Source organism: Dactylosporangium darangshiense (assembly GCF_039537565.1).
GTDB lineage: Bacteria > Actinomycetota > Actinomycetes > Mycobacteriales > Micromonosporaceae > Dactylosporangium > Dactylosporangium darangshiense.
This window is the reverse complement of sequence record NZ_BAABAT010000080.1, coordinates 1-22,719: the sequence shown is the minus strand read 5'-3', so window position 1 is coordinate 22,719 and position 22,719 is coordinate 1. Positions and strand designations below refer to the sequence as shown.

At 69.2% G+C, this 22,719-nt stretch carries 19 protein-coding genes and 2 pseudogenes; 7 read left to right on the top strand and 14 right to left on the bottom strand.

What is annotated here, in order from left to right; genetic code table 11:
• Positions 1 to 226 precede the first annotated feature (226 nt).
• The 4 genes from qcrB to ABD901_RS55450 form a co-directional block, all read right to left on the bottom strand.
• The gene (gene qcrB / locus ABD901_RS55465) at positions 227 to 1,837 is read right to left on the bottom strand and encodes a cytochrome bc1 complex cytochrome b subunit (protein WP_345143804.1); all 1,611 of its coding nucleotides are present in this window, start codon (positions 1,835 to 1,837) and stop codon (positions 227 to 229) included.
• 582 nt (positions 1,838 to 2,419) lie between these two features.
• Complete coding sequence (locus ABD901_RS55460; protein WP_345143802.1) at positions 2,420 to 4,204, bottom strand: sensor histidine kinase; 1,785 nt, start codon at positions 4,202 to 4,204, stop codon at positions 2,420 to 2,422.
• Positions 4,205 to 4,431: 227 nt separating this feature from the next.
• The gene (locus ABD901_RS59445; RefSeq protein ID WP_380133624.1) at positions 4,432 to 4,812 is read right to left on the bottom strand and encodes a hypothetical protein; all 381 of its coding nucleotides are present in this window, start codon (positions 4,810 to 4,812) and stop codon (positions 4,432 to 4,434) included.
• A 106-nt stretch (positions 4,813 to 4,918) separates the two neighbouring features.
• On the bottom strand, positions 4,919 to 5,860 hold the full coding sequence (locus ABD901_RS55450) for a quinone oxidoreductase family protein (protein WP_345143800.1): 942 nt from the start codon (positions 5,858 to 5,860) through the stop codon (positions 4,919 to 4,921).
• 255 nt (positions 5,861 to 6,115) lie between these two features.
• Here ABD901_RS55450 and ABD901_RS55445 point away from each other — a divergent pair, with 255 nt between their 5' ends.
• The gene (locus tag ABD901_RS55445; protein WP_345143797.1) at positions 6,116 to 7,591 is read left to right on the top strand and encodes an alpha/beta hydrolase; all 1,476 of its coding nucleotides are present in this window, start codon (positions 6,116 to 6,118) and stop codon (positions 7,589 to 7,591) included.
• 335 nt (positions 7,592 to 7,926) lie between these two features.
• Here ABD901_RS55445 and ABD901_RS55440 read toward each other — a convergent pair whose 3' ends face one another.
• Together ABD901_RS55440 and ABD901_RS59440 are read right to left on the bottom strand one after the other, a co-directional pair.
• The gene (locus tag ABD901_RS55440; protein ID WP_345143795.1) at positions 7,927 to 9,531 is read right to left on the bottom strand and encodes a flavin monoamine oxidase family protein; all 1,605 of its coding nucleotides are present in this window, start codon (positions 9,529 to 9,531) and stop codon (positions 7,927 to 7,929) included.
• Positions 9,532 to 9,733: 202 nt separating this feature from the next.
• The gene (locus ABD901_RS59440; RefSeq protein WP_380133620.1) at positions 9,734 to 10,201 is read right to left on the bottom strand and encodes a DDE-type integrase/transposase/recombinase; all 468 of its coding nucleotides are present in this window, start codon (positions 10,199 to 10,201) and stop codon (positions 9,734 to 9,736) included.
• A gap of 67 nt (positions 10,202 to 10,268) precedes the next feature.
• Between ABD901_RS59440 and ABD901_RS55430 the strand changes: the two genes are divergently transcribed.
• Entirely contained in the window at positions 10,269 to 10,796 is a 528-nt protein-coding gene (locus tag ABD901_RS55430) for a flavodoxin family protein (protein WP_345143792.1), read from the top strand.
• A gap of 264 nt (positions 10,797 to 11,060) precedes the next feature.
• Here the strand turns inward: ABD901_RS55430 and ABD901_RS55425 are convergent, their stop codons facing one another.
• The 3 genes from ABD901_RS55425 to ABD901_RS55415 form a co-directional block, all read right to left on the bottom strand.
• Positions 11,061 to 12,611, bottom strand: a complete 1,551-nt coding sequence (locus ABD901_RS55425) for a sensor histidine kinase (RefSeq protein WP_345143789.1) — start codon at positions 12,609 to 12,611, stop codon at positions 11,061 to 11,063.
• An 818-nt stretch (positions 12,612 to 13,429) separates the two neighbouring features.
• Complete coding sequence (locus ABD901_RS55420; protein WP_345143786.1) at positions 13,430 to 13,975, bottom strand: hypothetical protein; 546 nt, start codon at positions 13,973 to 13,975, stop codon at positions 13,430 to 13,432.
• Positions 13,976 to 14,527: 552 nt separating this feature from the next.
• Positions 14,528 to 15,721 carry a hypothetical protein gene (locus tag ABD901_RS55415; RefSeq protein ID WP_345143783.1) on the bottom strand — a complete coding sequence of 398 codons (1,194 nt, stop codon included), beginning with the start codon at positions 15,719 to 15,721 and terminating at the stop codon, positions 14,528 to 14,530.
• Positions 15,722 to 15,833: 112 nt separating this feature from the next.
• On the opposite strand from ABD901_RS55415, the gene ABD901_RS55410 reads away from it, so the two are divergent.
• Positions 15,834 to 17,357, top strand: coding sequence for an NAD(P)/FAD-dependent oxidoreductase (locus tag ABD901_RS55410; RefSeq protein ID WP_345143781.1), 1,524 nt, complete (start codon positions 15,834 to 15,836; stop codon positions 17,355 to 17,357).
• Positions 17,358 to 17,610: 253 nt separating this feature from the next.
• On the opposite strand, the gene ABD901_RS55405 is transcribed toward ABD901_RS55410, so the two are convergent.
• Both ABD901_RS55405 and ABD901_RS55400 read right to left on the bottom strand, forming a co-directional pair.
• The gene (locus ABD901_RS55405) at positions 17,611 to 17,808 is read right to left on the bottom strand and encodes a hypothetical protein (RefSeq protein ID WP_345143778.1); all 198 of its coding nucleotides are present in this window, start codon (positions 17,806 to 17,808) and stop codon (positions 17,611 to 17,613) included.
• Positions 17,809 to 17,898: 90 nt separating this feature from the next.
• Positions 17,899 to 18,972: a fatty acid desaturase family protein gene (locus ABD901_RS55400; protein ID WP_345143776.1), complete on the bottom strand. Its 1,074-nt coding sequence runs from the start codon at positions 18,970 to 18,972 to the stop codon at positions 17,899 to 17,901.
• Between the two features lie 808 nt (positions 18,973 to 19,780).
• Between ABD901_RS55400 and ABD901_RS55395 the strand changes: the two genes are divergently transcribed.
• The 4 genes and pseudogenes from ABD901_RS55395 to ABD901_RS55380 all read left to right on the top strand — a co-directional run bounded on the left by ABD901_RS55395 (position 19,781) and on the right by ABD901_RS55380 (position 21,512).
• Complete coding sequence (locus ABD901_RS55395) at positions 19,781 to 19,969, top strand: alpha/beta fold hydrolase (RefSeq protein WP_345143773.1); 189 nt, start codon at positions 19,781 to 19,783, stop codon at positions 19,967 to 19,969.
• 396 nt (positions 19,970 to 20,365) lie between these two features.
• Positions 20,366 to 20,539: pseudogene (locus ABD901_RS55390) on the top strand (SRPBCC family protein); the annotation flags it as partial.
• Positions 20,540 to 21,104: 565 nt separating this feature from the next.
• A complete protein-coding gene (locus tag ABD901_RS55385; RefSeq protein ID WP_345143771.1) occupies positions 21,105 to 21,290 on the top strand; it encodes a hypothetical protein in 186 nt (61 codons plus the stop codon).
• Between the two features lie 57 nt (positions 21,291 to 21,347).
• Positions 21,348 to 21,512, top strand: coding sequence for a hypothetical protein (locus ABD901_RS55380; RefSeq protein WP_345143768.1), 165 nt, complete (start codon positions 21,348 to 21,350; stop codon positions 21,510 to 21,512).
• A gap of 21 nt (positions 21,513 to 21,533) precedes the next feature.
• Here ABD901_RS55380 and ABD901_RS55375 read toward each other — a convergent pair whose 3' ends face one another.
• The 3 genes and pseudogenes from ABD901_RS55375 to ABD901_RS59570 form a co-directional block, all read right to left on the bottom strand.
• Positions 21,534 to 21,794: a hypothetical protein gene (locus ABD901_RS55375; protein WP_345143765.1), complete on the bottom strand. Its 261-nt coding sequence runs from the start codon at positions 21,792 to 21,794 to the stop codon at positions 21,534 to 21,536.
• A 79-nt stretch (positions 21,795 to 21,873) separates the two neighbouring features.
• Entirely contained in the window at positions 21,874 to 22,353 is a 480-nt protein-coding gene (locus ABD901_RS59575) for a four-helix bundle copper-binding protein (RefSeq protein ID WP_486303876.1), read from the bottom strand.
• A pseudogene (locus ABD901_RS59570) lies at positions 22,347 to 22,427 on the bottom strand (four-helix bundle copper-binding protein); the annotation flags it as partial. The gene ABD901_RS59575 and the pseudogene ABD901_RS59570, both read right to left, overlap by 7 nt.
• Positions 22,428 to 22,719: the final 292 nt, after the last annotated feature.

The window sequence follows — 22,719 nt, the reverse complement described above, 5'->3', positions numbered from 1 at the left end:
CACACCTGCGACCCTGAATCGGCGGAGCAGGCAGCACCGCAGCCAACGCCGCCCACTGCCCGTCGGTGAGATCATGCCGCCTCGTCACCGCTCAGGTGGTCACGAGGTCTCCGATGTTCAGTTCTGTCTTGGTCGACGAACCCTCTACCGGAGACCTCGCTATTGATCGATCACCGCCACGCCGACACACGCCAGCAACCGACGACCACACCAACACGGCTTAGGACTACTTGCCTTTGTGGCCCGTGGTGATCTCCTCGCGCTCTTCGTGCTTGCGCCGGGCGGCCTCCTCGATCGGGAAGAGGAAGCCCCTCGCCGTCGGAGCGAGCCCGCCGATGCGGTTCATCTTCTTCGGCACCACCCAGCCGGTGTACTCCAGGCCGTGCTCCGCCTCGGCGCCCCGACCGCCGTCGGCTAGCGGGACCGGCTGGTGGACCTCGACGAAGCGGCCGTCCGGCAGGCGCCGGATAATGCCGGTCTCGAGGCCGTGGGCCAGGACCTCGCGGTCGTTCTGCTGCAGGCCCAGTGCGATGCGGTACGTCACGTAGTAGGCCAGCGGCGGCAGGATCAGGATGCCGATGCGGCCCGCCCAGGTCATCGCGTTGAGGCTGATGTGGAACTTGTCGGCCAGCACGTCGTTGCCGCCGGCGATCTGCAGCACGACGTAGAACGAGATCGCCATCGCGCCGAGCGCGGTGCGCAACGGGTTGTCCCGCGGGCGCTGCAGCAGGTTGTGGACAGTCTTGTCCTTGGAGAAGCGCTGCTCGATGAACGGGTAGAGCATCGCCAACATCGCCATGAGGCCGGGCAGCACAACCGTGGGCCAGAAGATCGGTGGGAGGGTGTAGCCGTTACCGAACAAGTGGAACCGAATCTCCCACGCCGGGAAGAGACGGGCCGCGCCGTCGAGGAACATGACGTACCAGTCGGGCTGGCTCGCCGCCGACACCACCGCGGCCTTGTAGGGCCCGAACAGCCAGATCGGGTTGATCTGGAACAGGCCGGCCAGCGCGGCCATCACCGCGAACACGATCATGAAGAAGCCGCCGGACTTGGCCGCGAAGCCCGGGAACATCCGCACGCCGACCACGTTCTCGTTGGTCCGGCCGGGGCCGGGCCACTGCGTGTGCTTCTGCTTCACCAGCAGGCCCATGTGGATGCTGATGAGCGCGAGCAGCGCACCCGGGACGAGCAGGACGTGCACGATGTACAGCCGGTCGATGATGATCTCCCCTGGGAATTCACCCCCGAACAGCGAGGTGGTCACCCAGGTGCCGACGATCGGGATGGACAGCATGATCCCCTCGGCGATGCGCAGGCCGGTGCCGGACAGCGCGTCGTCGGGCAGCGAGTAGCCGGCGAAGCCCTCCAGGAAGGCCATCCAGAACAGCAACATACCGACGATCCAGTTGGCCTCGCGCGGCTTGCGGAACGCGCCGGTGAAGAAGATCCGGAACATGTGCACCACGATCGCGGCCACGAACAGTAGCGCGGCCCAGTGGTGCATCTGCCGCACGAACAGGCCGCCGCGCACGTCGAACGAGATCTGCAGCGTGCTGTTGTACGCCTGCGACATCTCCACCCCGCGCAGCGGCGTGTAGCTGCCGTTGTAGACCGTTTCGCGCATCGACGGGTCGAAGAACAGCGCGAGGAAGGTACCGCTGAGCAGCAGCACGATGAACGAGTAGAGCGCGATCTCGCCCAGCAGGAACGACCAGTGGTCGGGGAAGACCTTGTTCATCAGTCGCCGCAGCGGCGTCGCCGCCTGGAACCGCTCGTCGAGTGCCTTGGCCGAGTTGGCCGGGACGGCGCGGATGTCAGCCTTGCGCTGGTTCATGACCGCTCCCCGAGGGCTGGTCTGACCGCAACAATCTTGCATCAATTGTACGAGGCCGGCCGCGCGGAGGCGCCGCGCGGATGTACATCTGGTTCACATGCGCCGCATGGCCGCGACGGTCGCTGCGGTTACCAGGAGCAGCACGGCGGCGGCCCAGCACGCGTGCTGTGCTGCCTGGAGTCCTGCGGGGCCGGTGGCCAGCCGGGCGGCACACAGGTTAGATGCTGCCCAGCGCGGCAACGCCGAGGTGGCGCCGACATGCCCGAGAGCCTCGTCAACGGCAGCCTCGAGCGTGTCCGTAACGCCAACGGTGTTTCGGTGTGGTCTGGCATCGGGTGTCCTGCATCGGCCGCATAAGACTGTCTGCTGTGGATGGTCAATTGGGTGGGGCGTGCGCAGTGGTGAACAGGCGCAGCCAGTTGTGCTGCCAAGGCCAGTGCTGGGAGAGGTGGATCGTGGGTTCGCGGGCTTGGCGGGCCGATGGTGCGGTCATCGAGCGTTCGGGCCGGCGCGTCGCCTGTCGGGAGATACCGATATTAGCGGGCTCGGGCTGTGATGGACGTCGTCGTTGGCCTCGCTTGCTCACGGACCGCCAGGGGCGGATGTGGTCGGGATGGTGGCCAGTAGCAGGGTGCCGCCGTCGGTGGGGCTTGTGATGCTGAGATGTCCACCGAGTGCCTCGACGCGGTCCCGGAGGTCGGTAAGGCCGGTCCCGCGGTTTGGGTCGGCGCCTCCGACGCCGTCGTCGCGGATCGACAGGTGCAGGGTGTCCTCCTGGGTTGTAGCCTGCACGTGGGCGACCGAGGCGTGGGCGTGTCTGTCCACGTTGTTCAGCGCTTCGGACACGACGTGATAGGCGGCAATCTCCACCACTGTGGGCATGCGCTGGAAGGTGTGCAGGTCGAGGTCGACCGGTACCGGCGATTTGCGGGCGAGTGACTTGAGCGCGGGTGGCAGACCGCCCGCGGCAAGCAACGTCGGATGGATGCCTTGCGAGATCTCCCGCAGGTCGTCCACTGCACTGTTCAGGCCACCCAGGACGCGCGACAGCTCCGTCTTGGTCTGCTCCTGGTCCGGCGGCAGGCCGGCCTGCACGAAGCCGAGCTGCATCGCGACGGCGAGGAAGTGTTGCAGTGCGCCGTCGTGCACGTTGCGTTCGATGCGCTGGCGGGCCTGGTCCGAGGCGGCGACCAGCCGGGCCCGGGACGCGGCGAGCTCGGCCTGGCTGTCGGCGTTGGCGATGGCGGTGGCGGCAAGGTTTACGAAGGCCGCGAGGCGGGCCTCGGTGTCGGGCGGCAGCGGCTCGGGCCGGTTCGAACCAACGCCGGCCGCGCCCCACAACCGACCCTCAACCATGATCGGCACTCCGACCATGGAGCGCATGCCCCGCTCACGGGCGAGCGCGCTGATGGGGCCGGCGGCGTCCTCGAGGCTGTCCATCCGGGCGGGGCTGCTGGTGTCCTGCACCATTGCCGCGACGTTGTCGCCCTCGACCGAAAGGCGCATCTGATCTGCGCGCAGGCCGGTCAGGCTGGTCGAGACAAGGCTGGCCGTGGCGTCGTTCTCAAAGCGGCACAGCCATGCGGTGTAGGGCTCGCCCAGCAGCGTGTGCATTTCCGTTGCGATGGCCTGGAAGACCTCGGGTGGACGGCTACCACGCGCCACGAGGTACGCCACCCGCCGCAACGCGGCTTGTTCGGCGGCGAGCTGGCGCAGGTGCTCCCGGCTTGCTTCCAGCGAGTCCAGCACGGCCGCACGTTCGTGGCCGGCTTGCAGCAGCGACGCCAATGACGGCACGACACGCTCCCGCAGCCGCCGTGTCGTCCGCTCCGGTATGGCGACCGGCACCACCAGGGTCCCAAGCGGGGTAGCACCGGCGCGCAGCGGAAACGCGGAACGCCGGTCATCACCTGGGACAGCGGCGAGGTGGATCGCTGTGTCCGGCAGTTCGAGGGATTGTGCGATGCGCTGTGCGACCGCGGGCAGCACCGCGGGAGGGTCGTCTGCTTGCAGCAGCAGCCGGGCCATCTCAGCGTTGAGATCAGACTCCTCGGCCTGGACGGTGCGCAGCCGGGACACGTCCGCCACCGCGCTCGTAGCGACCGCGACGATGAGCAAGACCGCCAACCCGATCACTACCCGTATGTCGTGGACGGAGAACCTGCCGGCGACGGGCACGACGTGAAACGAGATGAACGCCACGGCGCTCGCCGCGGCTGTGGCCATTCCCAGCCACTTGCCCCATACCAACGAGGTCACCAGCACGCCGACGAGGTAGACGATGACGTAGATCAAGCCCGGGAAGAACTCGGTCATGACCGCCCGGAGTGGATAGACCAGCAGAGTCTCCACCACGATCAGCAACATGGCGATCGCGATCCCCAAACTCAGGGGTGGGGGTGTCGGTCGCACCAGCCGGGACAACGAACCAATGCCCACCGAAGCCAGGCTAACCGGGTTTTGCGCTGCGTGTGCTTGCCACGGTGGCGGTCGCCGGGTCGCCCTGCAGATCCCCACCCGATCCCCAGGATCAGTTCGTGGAGTGTCGCGGCGGACAACCCTGCGCGACAAGCAGATCATCTGCAGTTCACCAACTACAGATAACCGTTCGGCCGGGCTGCACGTCGCCAGGTCGCTAACCGTCGGTGAGCTGGGCATGCTCGCCCAGCGTTGGTCGTAATTGGTCGACGTTGGTCGGCGTTGACGGCCTGGCGACGGCCTCGGCGGGAGTGGGGTGACGCTGACACCTGCACCACGCCCCGCCGACACCACACGGAGGACCCCGGCCAGCGCGCCGGGCCGTCACCATGCCCAGCCACCCGGGCAGCCCACACGAAGATCAACGAGCGGCCCCATCCACGATGATCGACTGTTAGCGAAAGACCGAGGCTAGTCGGCCAGGGGATGGAGACGCGGAAGGTGGCGCCCTCACCCGGGGCCGTGCGCAGCGTCACCTGGCCGCCGTGGGCGGACACCAGCGCCACTACGATCGACAGGCCCAGCCCCGAGCTTTCCCAGCGCCCGGGTGCGGCTCGGGTCGGTGCGGTAGATGCGCTCGAAGACCCGGGCGGCGTCCTGCGGCTACGGTGTCAGGATCAGCCTGGCGTGAGCGCCGTGCTGTTCCTGCTCCCAGGCGCTCGCGACCTTGGCCAGCGGTAGCCGGATCACGTCGACGGCGATCTCGCCGAGGGCGGCGCGTTCGGTGAGGCTCCGGTATGCGTCGCGCCGCGCCTGCAGCGGGACGCGGAAGACGACAAACCCGAGGATCTCCAGTTCGGCGGAGCGGATCACCGTCGCGGGAAGGTTGATGGTGGCGCCGGTAGAGGCGCCGATCTGGACGTGCCGTGCCCCGGGTGTGGCGGCCTGCATGGCCGCCAGGGCCGGTTCGCCCCACAGCGGGTCGATGATGACGTCGATCCCGTGGTCGCCGGCCGCCTGCCGGAAGGCGGCCGGCAGGTCGGTGCCGGGGGCGAGGACCACTGCGGCGTCCGCGCCGTGCTGTCGTGCCCACTGCAAGCGGTCCGGGTTGCGGGCGGCGGCGATCACGTGGGAGGCGCCCAGGGATTTGGCAGCTTGGACCGCGACGGACCCCACCGCTCCGGTCGCGCCGAGGACGAGCACCGATTCGCCCGGCTGCAGCCTGGCGCGCCAGCTCAGGGCGAGCCAGGCTGCCAGGCCGGTGTTGCCCAACGCGGCCGCGGTGGCGTCGTCCACACCGGCGGCCACGTCGAGCAGGTCCGTCTCGGGCACCAGGGTCCGCTGGGCCCAGGACCCGTACGGCGCGACGGGGGCGTCGAAGTAGACGCGACGGCCGTGGGCCGTCCGACCTACCCCGTCGGACCCCACCACGGACGGAATCGGAGGCGGCCCGGTGTAGAACGAGCCCGAAGCCTTGGCCAGGTCCAGGTGGTTCACGGCGGCGGCTGCCACGTCCACCACGACCTGACCCTCGCCGGGTTCGGGCTCGGCGAAGTCCCCGAAGTGCGGCGGGACACCCACGTCGTCGAGTACCGCGGCCTTCATATTCCCACCGTAATGCCGTCGCGGGCGCCCGGCGGGCGGAGCGACGGGTGAGGCGAGGGCTGCGGCCGCCCGGGAGAGCTGGACTCCGGTGTGCTGTATCGGCAAACATCAACGGCCCGGGCATCCTGGCCGCCCGCAGCCGCCACCGTTCGGTGACGGTCCGCTGTTGCCGCGGACGCGGGCGGGTGGATACCTTTCCGCTCGCCTGCCATGTCGTCTGCCATGGCGGAGTCTCGGCCGGGGGGGCTAAGGGGCATGAGGATCTATTACGCGGAGGAGCCCACGCATGAGGTTCGCGCCGCGCCCGAGCGCACGAGGCACAGACGACCCCGCGGCCGGTGGGTCGGCACGGCGGTAGCTGCGGTCGGGGCTGGGCTAGCGGCGGCCGGGCTGACCTGGGCGGCCTGGGGCGGGGCGTTCGATCACGTGCCGCTGCTCGACCGCGCCGTGGCCGGCGGCTTCGAGGCGGTGGGCTGCGCGCTGCTGCTCGCCGCGTGGTGGAGCCGGGAGCGCCGGTGGATCACCCGCACGGTGCCGATCCTGCTGCTGTCGGTCGCCGGGCTCGTCGGCCTGGTCGCGCTCACCCTGTGGATGACCGGCACGGTGACGGACGCCTACCCGCCGTCGTTCGCGATCTGGATCGGCGCCGGGTTCACCGCGATCGCGGGATGCCCGCTGGTCCTGCGCCGGCGCTCGGTTGAGCGGGCTGCCGGGCGGGTCCTCGCCTGGCGCAAGGCGGCGGCCGTGGTCGCGGTGCCGGCGACGGCCGCCGGCGCGTTCATGCTCATCGACCAGCAGTACGGCATTTGGCCGCAGATCGGTGACGTACTCGGCCACTCCGGGGCCATCGGCGGCCAGCAGGCGCACGACCTCATCGGCGGCGCCGCCACACGCGGGGGCGCCCCGCCCGCGCAGGGCGTGATCGTCAGCCTCGACGCCCCGGCCACCCGGTCGCACTTCCGTCACCGCCCCGGCGTCGTGTTCCTGCCGCCCGCGTACTTCGGCCCCGGCCGCGCGACGCTGCCGGTCCTCATCATGCTGGTCGGCTCGCCCGGCACCCCGATCAACTGGCTCAAGTCCGGGCATGGCCAGTTCACCGACGACGCCTACGCCGCGGCGCACAACGGGCGGGCGCCGGTGCTGGTGGTCGTCGACCAGAACGGCTCCGCCACCGGCGACACCGAGTGCATCGACGGCCCCGAGGGCAACGCCGAGACCTACCTGACCGTCGACGTGCCCGCGTTCATCACCGGCACCCTGCAGATCCAGCACACCCCGTGGAGCTGGGGCATCGTCGGGTTCTCCGAGGGCGGCACCTGCGCCCTGGACCTCGTCCTCGGCCACCCCGACATCTACCGGCACGTCATCGACTTCGGCGGCGACGCGCGGCCCAATCTCGGCAACCCCGCGCACACCCTGAGCACACTGTTCGGCGGCAACCTCGCCGCCGAGCAGGCGCACGACCCCGCGCGGCTGCTGAGCACCCGCCGGTACCCCGGCGTGACACTGTGGTTCGGCGCCGGCGCCGACGACGCCCGCGGCATCGCCGTCGGCGAGGAGCTGGCCGCCGACGCCACCCGGGACGGGATCGTCACCCACCGGTTCGTCGACACCGGCGGGCACAACTGGCAGTTCGCGAGTGCCGGCTTCGCGCGGGTGCTGCCGCAGTTGTGCGACGAGATGGTCACCAGCGGCCTGGAGCCCGCCCCGGGCCGGCCCCATCGGGTCTAGTACTCCAGCGGCAGCCGGCGCTGACCCCCAGTCGCCGCCGTCGGAAGGCGGCGGGACCAGCCTGGCGGCCACCAGCCGGCCCCCGGCGTCGCTGAGCACCCGGGTGTCGGCGGCTGGGTCGCGAACCTTGTTGGTCACCACGTTGTCGATCTCGGCGCCGACGTATCCGGCCTGCCAGCCGCCGGCCGCCGAGATCACGTTGATCAGTCGGCGACCGCGGCCGCGCAGCTGGCGCGGGAGGCGCGTGCGTGCAGCTGCGTCATCCGCCCACCGTACGCAACGACCGTCGCCCGGCAGGACATCCCGCCGGGCGACGGCCAGGAACAGCGTTGCCGCTAGCTGGTCATCACCCGCTGGTGCAGGGCGCTGACCGTGGCCCGCGCGGACACGAACGCGCCGTGCTGCCAGGCCACCGAGTGGCTGAGCCAGTCACCGGCGAAGTAGACCCGCCCGGCCGGCTGCAGCAGCAGCTGGTATCCCGGGGTGGTGTACGGCGGGGAGGTCCAGCCGCCCTCCAGGTACGGGGTGCGGTGCCAGGCGATGGAGAACGAGTGGGCCAGTTCGGTGCGGTACTTGTCACCGTGGATCTTAACGCCCTGCATGACGGCCCGGGCCTCGCGGTCGGCATGCGACAGGGCACTGTAGACGTTCGCAGCGCTGCCGGTGTTGTAGTACCCGACGATGAGGCCGCGCTGGCCGAGGTGGCCGTAGGAGGGGTACCAGATGTGCTGCAGGTCCATGTCGGTCTCGGTGATGCCACCGAAGATCTTGTGGTCGGTCTCCCACCACCGGCTGCGGTACTCCAGGCCGATCTTGCCGACGTTGGTGACCCGGAAGCTTGCCAGCGCCGCGGTGACGTCGGCGCCGAGGTTGTTGGGGATCTTGGCGGTGAGGTGCGGTGGCATGGTCGCGACGCAGAAGTCGGCCGTGATGCGGTGCTCCCTACCGTTCTGGGTGTAGGTCACCTCGACGCCGCGGTCGGTGTTCGTCAGGCCGGTGACGACGGCGCCGAGCTCGACGCGGCGCTCCCCGACCGCCTTGGTGAGCGCCTTCGGGATCTGGTCCATGCCGCCGACCGGCTGGAACATCAGCATCGCCTGGTCGTAGCCGAACTCGAAGGAGAAGTACCGCCCGACGTTGCTGGCGAAGACGCTGGACAGCGACGGCGGCGGGCCGAGGATGGTGCCGGCTTCGGTGCCTGCGCCCGGGTCGGTGACGAAGCCACGGTGCTCCGTACCGGTGTACGCGTATCCGTTGGTCCTGCTGCCGATTGAGCCGAAGCTCGACAGGAACGACAACAGGCGGGATTTGTCCTCGGCGGTGAGCGTCGCGTCCAGGGCACCCTGGTCGGTGGCCTTGGCGAGCAGTTCGGAGACGTAGCCGTAGACGTCGGCCTTGGCGGTGCGGTAGCGGACCGCGTTGCCCGGGGTCATCCCGGCTGACTCGTTGTAGATGTAGGCGCTGGCGTTCTGGTTGGTGAACACCTCGACCGGTACGCCCAGCTCGCGGCAGTAGTCGAGGGTGACCATCCACTGTGCGATGCGGGCGGGCCCGGCGTTCATGTAGATGCCGTCGGAGAACTTGGCGCGCTGGGTGTTCCCGTCCAGGTCGGTCTGTTCGGTACCGCCCCGCACGGTGAAGTTGCGGCCACCCGTGCGCGAGCGGGCCTCCAGGATGGTGCAGTCGTAGCCGGCCTTGCCCAGCTCGTAGGCGGTCGTCAGGCCGGCGATGCCGCCGCCGAGGACGACCACCTTGCGGGCCGAGCGCCCGCTGAGGTGGAAGTCCGACGTTGACGGCGCGCGAAACGGCGGGGCGGCCAGGGCTTCGGTCGGAGCGAGGCCAAGAGCTCCCATCGTGGCGAACAGCGCCCCGGCTCCACCGGAGTAGCCCACCGACTTCAGAAAGCCTCGCCGGGTGACGTGTGGCGACACGGATCCCATCGACACTCCTCAGTTGCGGAGATGATCTCGGCAAGAGCCTGGGTGTCGATCATTAACATCGATGACCGGGATCGTTTTCAGCCACGTTGCGAAAGGCGCACAAAGCTCAACGGCCCTTACCGCTCGGATGTAGGGTCAGCCGCAGGATCCGGTCGTCCTCGCGGGAGGCGCGGCCCCAACCGGCCGACCGGCTGGTGGCCAATCATCGCCGGCTCCAGCGCATACGGCCCGATCGCGGTGGCGCTGTTGCGTTTGCCGATCGGAGGGCATGTTTGACGAGTGCGACGGTCTTCAGATAGCGGTGGCGAGCTCGGTGAACGCCGCGACGACGTGGAGCCCGCGGGGCGTCGAGTCCGATTTCGCAGTGTCCGCGGCGGAGGTTCTGCATGAATGCGTGTCCGGCGATGATCGTCTGCACGGTGCGGTTGGTCCGTAGGCCCCGCATCGGTCTGAGCCGGTGTTTCAGCTGACTATGATCGGCCTCGATCCGGTTGTTGGCATAGCGTTCGACGTGGCGCCACGCCGACGGGGCCAGCTCGTCGAGGACGGCCGGGTACACGGGGGCCGCGTCGGTGACGACCTCGGTGGGCCTCACCTTCAACGTGGCCAACGATGGATGCCCGACCCGGCGCGTCACGAACCCCGCACGCGTCCGTCCATGCTTGTCCATAGTCGACAGTCGCGGGCCCGGTCGGCTTCGATGGTTGCCCGGTCGCCGGTCAGGTACTCGGGTCAGTATGTCGACCTTGCAGGCGCTCGTGCTGGTGTGCTCCCTGAAGAAGTCCCCCGCCCCGCCCAGCTCTGAACGGCTGGGCCGGGAGGTCCTGGCCGCCCTCACCAACCACGACGTCGACGGCGAAGTGATCCGGGTCGCCGACCACGACGTGCGCTTCGGCGTGTCCACCGACGACGACGGCGACGCCTGGCCGCACATCCGTGTCAAGCTCCTCGACGCGCAGATCCTGGTGATCGCCACGCCGATCTGGATGGGTCAGCCGGCGTCTGTGTGCAAGGTGGTCCTGGAGCGGCTCGACGCCGATCTGTCCGGGGCCGACGAGCAGGGCCGGCTACGCACCTACGACAAGGTCGCGGTCGTCGGCATGGTGGGGAACGAGGCGGGGCGCACGACGTACAAGCCGGACATGCATCACGACTTTGCCGGGGCCCTGGGTGAACCGGACCTTCTCGTCGCACAGTTGCCGTTCGAGCATGGTGATCTGGTGCTGCAGAGCGAGATTCCGTGTCCTTGTCCCGGTCACTCATAGGCAGTAGCCGCAGCAGCGCGAGCGCGTTGGTCACGCCGAGGTAGGCCAGTCGAGACAGCACAGCGGATCATCGTTACGCAGCTACCGTGGCTGATCCGAGGTGCGCTTGGTTACTTCGGCCGCAGCACGTTCTCGATAGGTGATCGAAGTGCCATGACCAGGGTGGATTGGGTTTCCGGTACCCGCACGGCTCACCCACCCCGTCCAACCACTAACCACTTCGACAACCAAGATCAGCCGTCATCTTGACGCTCCCCAGCCTGGTCAGGGTTGGTCGAGCGGGAAATCGGCCTGCAGGCGCGTGCCCTGGCCGGCCGGGCTGTCGAAGGTCAGTGTGCCACCTAGTGCTTCGACGCGGTCGGTCAGTCCGGTGAGGCCTGTGCCGCGCTTCGGGTCCGCGCCACCGATGCCGTCGTCGCGCACCGACAGGTGCAGGTAGCCACCCCGGACCTGCGCGCCGACGTGGACGCGCGTGGCCTGGGCGTACTTGGTGGCGTTTGTCAGCGCCTCCGCCACCACGTAGTACGCTGCGACCTCGATCGGCTCCGGCTGCCGGCCGTCCACATGCACGTCGAGTTCCAACGGGACGGCGGACCGGCGGGCCAGGGCGCGGAGCGCGGTTCGCAGGCCGCCCTCGGTGACGATCGCCGGGTGCACACCCCGCGAGATCTCGCGCACGTCGTCGACCGTGCCGGTCAACCCGGCCACGACGGTGGACAGCTGCTGCTGAAGCTGGGTCAGCTCCGGCGGCACGTCCGCCTCGGCTCGGCGGATGGACAGCGCGAGCGAGATGAGTCGCTGCTGAACGCCATCGTGCAGGTCGCGCTCAAGCTGCCGGCGGGTCTGGTCGGCGGCGAGCACGAGTCGCGCCCTCGACGCGACGAGGTTGGCGCTCTGCACTAGCGTGACCGCCTGGCGGATGATCAGCAATGCGATGACCACGCTCCCCACGACGACCTGCACGGTGTCCGAGTGGCTGCCACGGACCCATTGCACGATGAACAGCACGCCCACACCGGCGATCGGCACGTAAGGCAGCAACAGGTAGCCCCAGCGGGCGTCCGGGCGAACCTCCCAGCGCGGCGTCTTCCGGGTCGGGGTCAGCGCGGCGATCGCGACGAGCGCGAGCCCGGCGAGGTACCCCGCATTCAGCAGCAGCGGCACGCTGGGCGCGCCAGCGGACACTTCGTACGCGAAGACGCTGTCCGAGACCGCCACGCAGAACAGCCCGGCGCCGAGAATGATCAGCGGCAACCGGTTCGCCGCCGATGAGGCCGTGGCTATGAGCAGAATGACGATGACGGTCAGCAACAAATTGGCGACCGGGAAGGCGATCGCAATGGAGAAGGCGAACGCGGTGGCCGCGCCGGCTCGCACTACCGGGCCGAGCGTGGTGGCCCAGGTGAGCACGAACAACGCACCCACGACAATGAGCCCGTCGAGGAGCATCACGAGCTGTCCCGAGCGGTGCCGCGGCACGCCATGCGAGGGCCGGTCGGCGGCGTAGCAGATGATCGCCGCGAGCGCGAACACCGGCAGGCCCAGGTATCCGGCGTCCGCGAGCGACGGGAACGGCAGCGCGACACCGCGGAACAGCTGGTACCAGGACCAGATGAACTGCCCGATCATCCAGCTGCACGTCGCGGCGCCCGTCCACAGCCGGCACCAGCGCTGCCCGCCGGTATGTCGGCTGGCGGTGATCCAGCAGGCGAGGGTGGCGGCGAGCGCGACGGAGACCTGCCCGGCGCCGGAGACAAACAGCGACCACCACGGGCTCAGCAGCCCTGAACTGGCGAGGACGACGACAGCGGCCACCGACACCGCAGCAACTGCCAGCAGGAATGACAGGGATCTAACCTGCAAAATGGAGTGATCCTAGACGAACGCCGAATCTGGTCAGAACCGCACATAGGCCACGCTACCGCACCACGTGGCCATCCGCCGCGACTCGACCCGAAACGCTGGACGAGGCGAACCCGGCCCGGCGTCCAGAGGCATGACTCGCTCCACCCGCTTGCGACATCCTGCCGGCCATCCACTGCGCGATGTGAACGCCCCGGCCGATTGACGGCGCATCCGGCTCGTCGACGGACCGGAGGAGCTGTGCTGCGTCGCCGTCGTCCTCGGCGACCACACCGTATTCCGGGGCGGGCATCGTCCGCCCGGAGATGTGCCTGCAGCTCGCCGACGCCGTCGGCCAGCGCCGCGCGGCTGGCAACGGCAAGGAAGAGCCGTAGCCGCGATGGCCACCCACCTCTTCGACCGGACTACGCAGCGCACCAACTACAGGCAGCAGCCGCAGCAGGACCGGGACTGCTGATCGCGCCCCTCCGCGCCGCATGCGTCAACGCTCACCCGACCGGGTGACTGCTCAGCAGCGCTGACCGCGACCACCCTGAATGCCAGCACAGTGACGCGAAGAGCACAGCCATGACCAGCGCAGGTGTGATCTTCAAACGGTGCGGACGCCGCAACAACACCGGCCTCAGACTGGAACGGTCCTGTCCACGACTTGCCGAACGTGGACGCAGCCCCGCCATACCAGGCTCACCTGCCCCGCCATACCAGTTCACGTGGTCCCACAACGGACCACGTGAACCTGGCCTCCTACCGGGCGGCCGCTGATTAAAGCACTATGACGACGTTCCTTCCGGCGTCGGCGTTCCTTCTGGCGACTGTGTCTCTGACGGCGACGGCTGCGCGCCGGCGCGCGAATGCAGGTGCACCACCTTGGCGGTGTACGTCCCACCGCTCGCGCCGTTGTTACCACTGACGGTCCCTGCGACCGTGATCTCGCTGCCCGCCGTCAGGGCCTTTGGCTGCAGGGTATTGCGGTGCTCGTAGACCCGGACGTTGTTACCCAACGTCCACGTCCGGCTCCACCCGTCGGACGACTTCACGGCGACAGACGACGTGGTGATCGAGGTGATCGTGCCCTTCTGGATGGCCACTCTCACCGGGCCGTTCTTGGTCTGCACGACGCCTTCGCCGTGCAGCACATCCCTGAGCATGCCGTCGTTCGCGCCAGCGCTCGGGCCTGAGCTGGGCTCCGTGGTGGTCATACCGCCGCCCGGCGCGGTCGGGCTTGGTTGGGCGCTCGCGACCGTCGGCATCCCCAGCAAACCGAGTGCGGTGATTACGGCTGTACTCAACGCCAAGCCAATTCGGGTACGTATCATGAGTCCTCCTTAAAACGGACCGAAGGCCCTGATACCGCGGCGGCAGCGAGGCAAACCATACGAACCGGGCAGAGTGCTGCAAAGGCCGGCACCGACGACGAGCGCCCTCGAACCGGATCAGACCCGCAGGGACGACGGTATTCACCGCGCGACAGGGCTTCAGGGGACGCGGACGCCTGATACTGACGGTTGGTGGTGACTGTCGAAGACCGTGTTGAACGGACGCCGGCAGGTGATCGCCGCATCGCCCCCGCAGGAGCAAACGCCCCGCGATCCGGGCCTTCCACCCAAGCGGCAAGCGGCCCACCCAAGCGGCAAGCGGCTCGAGCCGCAGAGAATCGAATCGGTTCCTCGTGTTGAGCACGACAAGATGACTCTGTAGCTGGGACATCCTTGGTGAGGTGCGGGACGGCCGGACACAGTGAAGACGCCGCCGACGAGCTGATGCGACTCACCGCCGCCCTGCGCCGGCCAGCCTCAATGCCGGGTAGTTATGAAGATGCCGGCGCGGCTACGACCGGGCATGCTGCTGCTGGCCGACGCGCGTGGTTCTCAGATGATGGTGTGCGTCCAGTAGGCCAGCCACAGCACGAACAGCACGCCCTGCACGAGCGCGAGGAGCACGGCCAGCGCCGTCTCGGCCCCCCGGCGTGCGGTCCATGCGGCAAAGAGCGCGGCGAGCGGGAACGCGACCAGCAGGTACCGCAGCAGGCTCTTGTACACGGGCGCCCCGATGGTCATCGACGCCAGGACCAGGACAACGGTGTACACGGCATACGCCGGGTGCAGCCGGCGCACCCCGGCGACAGCGAGGATCACCACGGCGAGGGCGAAGCAGACCCGGGTCCGGTCCAGGGGCCCGGCGCCGGTCAGGCCGTGCCAGATGGTGCGCAGCGGGCTCTGCATCTCGATATGCCAGCCGAGGCGCTGCTCATGCTGGTAGGCGAACCAGTCGCCGACGCGCCAGCGGCTGTACGCCATGAACGTCAGCCAGCCGGCCGGGACCAGCAGCAGCGGCCAGCCCGCGCGGACGTAAGCGGCCAGCGCCTTCGGGCGGAACCCGTACGTCTGCTCGCGCAGCAGGAGCACGGCCAGCGGCACGACGACGAGGAACCCGACGGACCGGCTCAGCGCCAGGAAGTACCCCAGGACCCCGGCCAGCAGCCACTGCCGGCGCTCGGCGTGGTAGAACGCGGCGACCGCGAGGCACACGAACAGCGCCTCAGTCAGCGCCGCATGGAACAGGAACGCGGTAGGCATGAGCACCAGGAAGCGGGTGCTGCGGCGAGCTGACTCGTGGTCGTGTTCGTCGTCGCCGTCGTTCAGTACGAGCAGCGACCACCGGTAGAGATAGGCCAGCAGCAGGACATAGGCGGCGTTGCCGACCAGCAGCAGCGCCAGCTCCGTGTTGCCGCCCAGCGGGACGGCGACCGCCTTGGCCAGCACCGGGTACAGCAGTGGAAACCCGAAGTGCTCCCAACCGCCCCAGGGAACCTCCGCCAGCTTGCGGTACAGGAACGAGTCCCACGCAAACCACATCGAGTACCAGGCATGCGACGACATCGCCGCCTTGTCCTGTCGCATCACCGCATCATCGGCAGACGGCAGGCCAGGAACGCTGCCGAACGCCTGCAGCACCAAGACGCCCAGCACGCTCAGCGCGGCCCGGGACAGGGCAAACAGCAACAGCGCATACCGCCAGTGCGGCGGCACGCGGGCCGCCCACCGCGCGCACCGCTCGCCCATCGACGTCACCGCTACCCGGTCCGGCGCCGAACACAACAAATGATGTTTACCGGCCGTCGTCCGCGAAAGAGGCCCCCAGAAGGAGCTCGAAGGGCACTTGAGGGAGGCACGCGTGGGCATCGTCGTCATCGGGGCGGGACCGGCCGGACTGACCGCCGCCTACCAGGCGCTCAAGCACGGCGCTGAGGTCGAGGTGCTCGAGGCCGACGACGTCGTAGGCGGCATCAGCCGTACCGTCGAGCGCGACGGCTGGCGGTTCGACATCGGCGGGCACCGGTTTTTCACCAAGGTGCCCCAGGTCGAGATGCTGTGGCACGAACTGCTGCCTGGCGAGGATTTCCTGACGAGACCACGGATGAGCCGAATCCTGTACCGCGGGAGGCTGTTCGACTATCCGTTGCGCGCCATGAACGCGCTGCGCAACCTCGGCGCGGCCGAGGCGGTGCGCTGCGTCGGCTCGTACGTCAGTGCCCGGCTCCGCCCGCCCCACGACCAGACACACTTCGAGGGCTGGGTCGCCGCCCGGTTCGGCTGGCGCCTGTACTCGATCTTCTTCAAGACCTATACCGAGAAGGTCTGGGGCATCCCGGCGACGATGCTGCAGGCGGACTGGGCCGCCCAGCGCATCAAGAACCTCTCACTGGCCCGGGCCGTGCTCAACGCCGTGTTCTCGCGCAGCAACAGGTTCCGCACCACCAGCCTCATCGAGCGGTTCCAGTATCCGAAATACGGCCCCGGCATGATGTGGGAGCGCTGCGCCGAACGCGTGCGGCAGCGCGGCGGGCGGCTGTCGACCAGTACCCGGGTCACCACCGTCCATCGAGACCCGGAACAGCACCGCGCCGTCGCGGTTGCCGTGGACGGCCCGCACGGGCAGAGCATCGTGCCCGCCACGGACGTCGTGTCCACCATGCCGATCTCCGAGTTGGTGCTCGCCATGCATCCGCCGGCCCCCGACCATGTGCGGGCCTGCGCCGAGGACCTTCGACACCGCGACTTCCTGACGGTGGCACTCGTCGTGCCCGAGCAGTTCTCCTTCCCGGACAACTGGATCTACGTCCACGACCCGGACGTGCGAGTCGGACGGATTCAGAACTTCGGCTCCTGGTCGCCGTACCTGGTCAAGGACGGCCGCACCTGCCTCGGCCTGGAATACTTCGTCTTCGAGGGCGACGAGCTGTGGCGGCGCCCCGACGACGACCTCATCGCGCTGGCCACCGCGGAAGTCCAACGGCTCCGCCTGATCGAGCCCGGCGTGGTGCAGGCCGGATACGTGGTACGGGTACCGAAGGCCTACCCGGTCTATGACGGGCGCTACGAGCGGAACCTCGCGGTCATCCGGGACTGGTTGGCCCGGGCGGCCGTCAACGTCCACCCGGTCGGCCGCAACGGCATGCACCGCTACAACAACCAGGACCACTCCATGCTCACAGCCATGCTCGCCGTCGAGAACATCCTCCGCGGCACCACCCATGACGTCTGGTCGGTCAACGTCGAGGACGACTATCAAGAGTCACACACCGGCGCGCGCAACAGGCCGGCCGGAACCGGCCGCGCGGCACCGATGCTGCCACCATCGTCGCGCGACCGGCGCCTCGCAACCGCGCGGGCGCCGATGCGGTCAGCATTGCAATGATCGGGCAGGCTTTTGCGGTGAAGCTCCCGGACCGGCGGCCAGCTTACCACCGCAGTCAGCATTCGCCGGGTTCCGGTTCAGACCATTCTCGTTGACGTGGCCGCGGTGACCTTCGCTGCTCGGCATTGATCAATTCCGGCGCGTGCACGCAATGCCATGCCCAAGGACGCGGCGCTGGTTCGGGTGGGTTTCGTCCTGCGCGGGATGGCAGGTACGCGGCAACGCCCGCCGAGGCTCGACGCGGGACCGTCGACTACTTCGACGGCTGTGGCACATCGCACTTGATCTTCGGGTTGACGCCGACGTAGTTGAGCGGGCCGGCCACGATCGTGACCACCGTGCTGCTGGCCTTGGCGCAGTTACTGCTCGAATCATTGAAGTAGCCACGCTGGACCGCCGCGACCACGCCGATGATCAACCAAATGACGACAACTGCCGCTGTGATGCGCATTGCTGCCTCCTGGGGAAAGGCTGGTCGCCGGACGTGTATTGCGGCGCCGGTGGGGTGGATGGATGGCGTTGGCGCGGTCTGGTCTCGGGTTCATGGTGGGCTGGGCTGCGGGTTCCGGCCGGCGGTGTACAGGTGGCGCAGTGTCTGCGCGTACGAGTCGGTCAGGGTGGTCTGACAGTAGGGCAGGCAGTGTTGCTGGCAGAACTGCTCGATGATCGGCTGGGCGTGGCGCAGGTTCGGCCGGGGCATGTTGGGGAACAGATGGTGCTCGATCTGGTAGTTCAGCCCGCCGAGGGCGAGATCGACCAGCCAGCTGCCGCGGACGTTGCGGGAGGTCAGGACCTGCCGGCGCAGGAAGTCGCTGTCGTCGTCGGCGTCGAGGATGGGCATGCCCTTGTGGTTGGGGGCGAACGAGCAGCCCAGGTACAGGCCGAGCAGGCCTTGCTGCACCACCATGAACACCACTGCCTTGACCGGCGAGAGCACCCAGAACACTGCAGCGACGTAGCCGACGAGGTGGGCGGCGAACAGCGCCCGCTCCTGGATGCGGTGCGGCGCGGCACGGGTGGCGAGGTAGCGGGCACTGTCCACGTGCAGGCCGAGGGCGGTGAGCAGCAGCAGCGGGAAAAAGAAGTACGCCTGGTAGCGGTAGGCGAACCGGGCGAACCGGCCGCGCCCGGCGGCTTGGCCGGTGGTGAAGGCGAGGGCGCCGAGGTCGATGTCCGGGTCCTTGCCTTCCTGGTTGGGGTGGGCGTGGTGTCGGTTGTGGTTGTCGACCCAGAAGCGGTAACCCATACCGACGGCCAGGTCCGCGAGCAGGGTTCCCGCGGTGTCGTTGGCCCGTCGCGAGGTGAAGATCTGCCGGTGCCCGGCGTCGTGGGCGAGGAAGCCGACCTGGGTGAAGGCGACGGCGAGAAACACCGCGACGGCCAGTTGCCACCAGGAGTCGCCGATCAGCGCGAACGCGGTCCAGCCGCCGGCCAGCAGAGCCACGGTGCCCGCGATCGTCCAGACGTAATAGCGGGTACGACGATCGAGCAGGCCTGCCTTCTTGATCTCTCGCAACAGCACGGCGAACTGGCTGCCGCGCTGCGGCTTGGAGGACGCGGTCAGGGCTCGCGGATCCGGCTGACGGACGGCAGCCTGCGCTTCGGACGTTCGCACGGTAGGGCTCCTGGCAAGCGCGTTGCGGTCAACGGTGCGGTGTCGCCAGGGTCCGGGGCGAGGTCGGGTTCGTGTAGGAACGTGCAGTGGGGCTGCGTCAATGAGTGCTGACGTACCAGACGACCAGGATGACGGCGATCACGGCCAGCACAACGAGGGCCAACCTTGGTTCTGAGCGCCGGCTCGTACGCGATGACCGGGCATAGTGACCTCTAACCCACGGCATTCGCTGCTCCTTCGGTGTACGTCGATGGAGCGGGGGTCGCGCCGATTCGACGGCGCGCAAGTCGTACCCATTTTTCAACCCGAGGAAACGCCACCCCCGTCGACCTGCCAATACCCGGCGGTGGCAGATCGAGCTGACGACGCGCCGAACGTCGCCGCGATGGTCTGGTTTGTCTCTGGCGCTGGCGTCGCAGCGGCGTAGTGTCAATGGCCCGGCCAGTTCCGACCACGGCCGCGCGTGTCGCCCGGCCTGCCGCCGGGCTCACGCTCGCCGTCTGGACCCCTGCGGTGGCCCCAAGCATTCCGGGGCGCTCCAGCGGGGAGCGCCGCGGGCGTTCTTTCGCACCCCTACAACCAATGACTGTCCTTCGCGGGACCGGCCTGTCGGCGATACGTGCGTATCGCGCCCGGCCTGCTTCTCGGGGTGGACAACGCCGAGGTGCCGTCGGTGCGGCGACCCGAAGGGCGTTGACCGCTGTGACCGTAGTCCCGACTACCGCTGTGGGGATCGTACCGGCGCGCGGCCAGCAACAGGCCGCTGCAGGCACCGTGCGCCTACACGACCGCGGATGTCGGCGCGCCGGTGCTGCTCATCCATGGGCTTGGCGGCAGCCGGGGGACCTGGCACCAGGTCGTTGACGCGCTCGCCATCGGATACAGAGTCATCGCGCCGGACCTGCCGGGTCACGGACAGTCCGACGCGGCAGCCGGTTACTATTCGCTCGGCGCCTACGCCGAGCTCATCGACCTGTACCAGCGGGAGTTCCTGTAGCGGCGCGAAGTGTGCGAGGTGAGCGCTGCAAGGCGGCGGAAGCCATCGGCAGGGACTCCAGACCGGAAAGGTGGAGCACGCCATGCACCGAAGTTTGCTGGGCGTTGCGGTGATCGCCGCCGCCGGCGCGGTGGCCGGCGTTGCCCTCGGCCGGACCCTGCGGAAGGAGGCAGCGCGACCGTGCTGCTGGCCGACTCACCAATCACGACCAGACCGTCGCTGACCGCGGTACCGCTGGCGTACGCCGCCTGGCACGGCTGCGAGGAGCGTAGGGCGTGAAGGCGTTGTGCTGGAAGACGTGAACAAGATCGCGGTCAAGCGCATGCCGGACCGCAGATCCGCAAGAGCGGCGACGTCGCCGCGGTACATCCCGGTGCTGCCGAGCGGACGCACTGGGTGACCCAGATCGGCGGTGTCCGCCGCGAGTTCGACGCCGAGATCACCGAACAGCACCCCGACGAGCGGATCGCTTGGCAGAGCACCGGCGGCAAGACCAAGCACGCTGGGGTCGTCAGCTTCCGGCCCATCGGCGAGCAGGACACCCGCGTCACCGTCCAGCTGGACTGGGAGCCGGAGAGTATCGCCGAGAAGGCCGGCAGCGCCGCTGGCGTCGACGAGCGGCAGGTAAAGCGGACACCAGGCGGTTCAAGGAGTTCATCGAGCAGCGCAGCGACGCCACCGGTGCGTGGCGCGGCGACATCGCAGGCTCCGACCGATAAGCCGGCCATCCCGTGCAAGCCCGCTCCCGCAGTTGTACGGAAGCGGGCTCGCGGGTTGCTCCGACGCCAGAACGAACTCGTTGGATCATGTTGCGAGTGGCAACCGCCGGGCGGTGGCTCTGCTGAGCGTGGTGTAGATCGCCGCGATCGCGTCATGGCAGCCTCGACCCGGCCGGAATCCGGGCACGGTGACCGTCCGCCGTCGACAGTAGCCGGGGGTCCGGCCGCTGTCGTCGGCCCGATCGGACGAGCCAGGCCGTGGACCTGGCCGGCGTCCCTCGGCCCGATGACGGAGTACCGCGCAGCGTCACCTCGCGCGACGAGCCGCGGTTGCCGATGGTGGCGCCGCTTGGCCCGGCGGCGAAGCGGGTACGGGAAGCGTGACAGTGACGACGGACGTAGACGGGAGAGTGACCATGCTGCTGAAGAGGATCGCCCGATTGGCGGTCGCCGCCATCGCCGTGCCGCTGGCCATCGCCGGGGCGAGGAAGATCAGCGACCGGATCGAGGCCCGCCGCGGCTCTACCCGGGCGAGCCGGCTGCTGCGCCGCGGCGTGACTGCCGCCGAGCGCCTGACGGGCCGCCGGCACCCCGCCTGGTGAGCGGCGTACGAGTAGCCGCCGGCGGATGGGGTTACACGGTGCTCATGTCGCCCGGAAATGATGACGACGCCGCGCAGACCGCGTTCGACGAACGACTTCACCGAGGCCGACGCCGGCGACTTCGCCGGCGAGCACGACGAAACGGACCTCGCTGACGACCCGGCCGGCGGCCCGGAGCACGCCGAGGAGGAAGAGACGCGCGGCCACGCTGGCATGGACTGACGGGCAAGCGGGCGGCGGCCCTCAGAAGGCTCCCTGGTAGAGCGCACAGCACACGTCGGGCGGGTCGTGGCCGGCCAGCCGTCGGCGGAACTCGCCGTACGCGGACCGGCCCAGGTCCCGGCGAACGACTGTTCGTCGAGTCGAGTCGCGGGTCTCCAGGTACGCGCCGGCCGGGGAGGTGTCGGCGAGGGGGTGCGATAGGTTCCGCACCCGCAGCTCGGACCCGCCGGTGCGGCCAACCAGGGCCACGAGGTCCGGCAGCTGGGCGACGTTGCGGCGCATGGCGACGAACAGGGCGCGGATCCACGGGGTGTTGCTGGCCGCCGCGCGTTGGCCTCGGCCAGGCCGGCGACGTTGTCGATCACAGTGTCGAACGACGCGCCGGCGTGGATCGCCTTGAACGTGGCGGCGTCCGCGCCGTCGAGCGACACCTGCAGCCCGTCGAGGCCGGAGTCGACCAGCTCGGCGGCGCGGGCGGTGGGCGGTGGGCGAGGTCGCGTTGGAGTCGCAGCCGACCCGTACGCCGCGCTGCTTGACGTACCGGATCATCGTCAGCAGCTCCAGCGCCAGCAACGGCTCGCCCGGTCCATCGCCGCTCACCCCATCGCGGCGAGCAGGCCCCGGCACGCCGCCGAGCACTCCCGGCAGGCCTTGCGCAGATGCGGCAGTGATCGACGCGGCCGGCGTGGCGGGAGCACTGGTCGCCGCAGGCCTGGCAGGCGGTGACGCACGCCGACAGCAGCGCCCGGCTGACGTTGGCGTCGTAGCCTGCGTGCCGCGACAAGCACCCGCGCGGTGGTGGGCGCAGAGGTCGGCGCAGTCCAGGTTGGTGCGGATGCACGCGGTGAGCCCGGCGACCATCTCCTCGCTGAGGCAGGCGTCGGAGCAGGCGGTGCAGGCCTTGCCGCAGGCGATGAGTGTGTCGATGCCGACGTCGGCGAGGGCGGGCGCGTCGTTGGCGCCCTCGCCGGTGCCACGCGGTCATTCCTCGACGGGAGCACGCGCAGGAGGCTGAAGCCGATGAGCACCACGACGGCGCCGGTGGCGACCAGCACCGGGCGGCGCCAGCCGCGGCGCAGAGCGGGCAGGAACACCAGCAGCAGCGCGGCGTAGCAGATCAGGGAGTTCAGCGCGTGCCCGCTCGGGAAGCTGTTGCCGCCCCCGTGCGCCACCGGCTGCTCAACCACCGGCCGCAGCCGGCCGACCG

Coding starts and splice junctions, on each gene's coding strand:
- ABD901_RS55460 (WP_345143802.1), bottom strand. CDS start 4,204: ATGTTGCTGATCGTGGTGGAGACTCTGCTGGTCTATCCACTCCGGGCG.
- qcrB (WP_345143804.1), bottom strand. CDS start 1,837: ATGAACCAGCGCAAGGCTGACATCCGCGCCGTCCCGGCCAACTCGGCC.
- ABD901_RS55440 (WP_345143795.1), bottom strand. CDS start 9,531: ATGGGATCCGTGTCGCCACACGTCACCCGGCGAGGCTTTCTGAAGTCG.
- ABD901_RS59440 (WP_380133620.1), bottom strand. CDS start 10,201: ATGGACAAGCATGGACGGACGCGTGCGGGGTTCGTGACGCGCCGGGTC.
- ABD901_RS55415 (WP_345143783.1), bottom strand. CDS start 15,721: ATGGGCGAGCGGTGCGCGCGGTGGGCGGCCCGCGTGCCGCCGCACTGG.
- ABD901_RS55445 (WP_345143797.1), top strand. CDS start 6,116: ATGAGGATCTATTACGCGGAGGAGCCCACGCATGAGGTTCGCGCCGCG.
- ABD901_RS55450 (WP_345143800.1), bottom strand. CDS start 5,860: ATGAAGGCCGCGGTACTCGACGACGTGGGTGTCCCGCCGCACTTCGGG.
- ABD901_RS55405 (WP_345143778.1), bottom strand. CDS start 17,808: ATGCGCATCACAGCGGCAGTTGTCGTCATTTGGTTGATCATCGGCGTG.
- ABD901_RS55385 (WP_345143771.1), top strand. CDS start 21,105: ATGCTGCTGAAGAGGATCGCCCGATTGGCGGTCGCCGCCATCGCCGTG.
- ABD901_RS55375 (WP_345143765.1), bottom strand. CDS start 21,794: ATGCGCCGCAACGTCGCCCAGCTGCCGGACCTCGTGGCCCTGGTTGGC.
- ABD901_RS55420 (WP_345143786.1), bottom strand. CDS start 13,975: ATGATACGTACCCGAATTGGCTTGGCGTTGAGTACAGCCGTAATCACC.
- ABD901_RS55430 (WP_345143792.1), top strand. CDS start 10,269: ATGTCGACCTTGCAGGCGCTCGTGCTGGTGTGCTCCCTGAAGAAGTCC.
- ABD901_RS55380 (WP_345143768.1), top strand. CDS start 21,348: ATGATGACGACGCCGCGCAGACCGCGTTCGACGAACGACTTCACCGAG.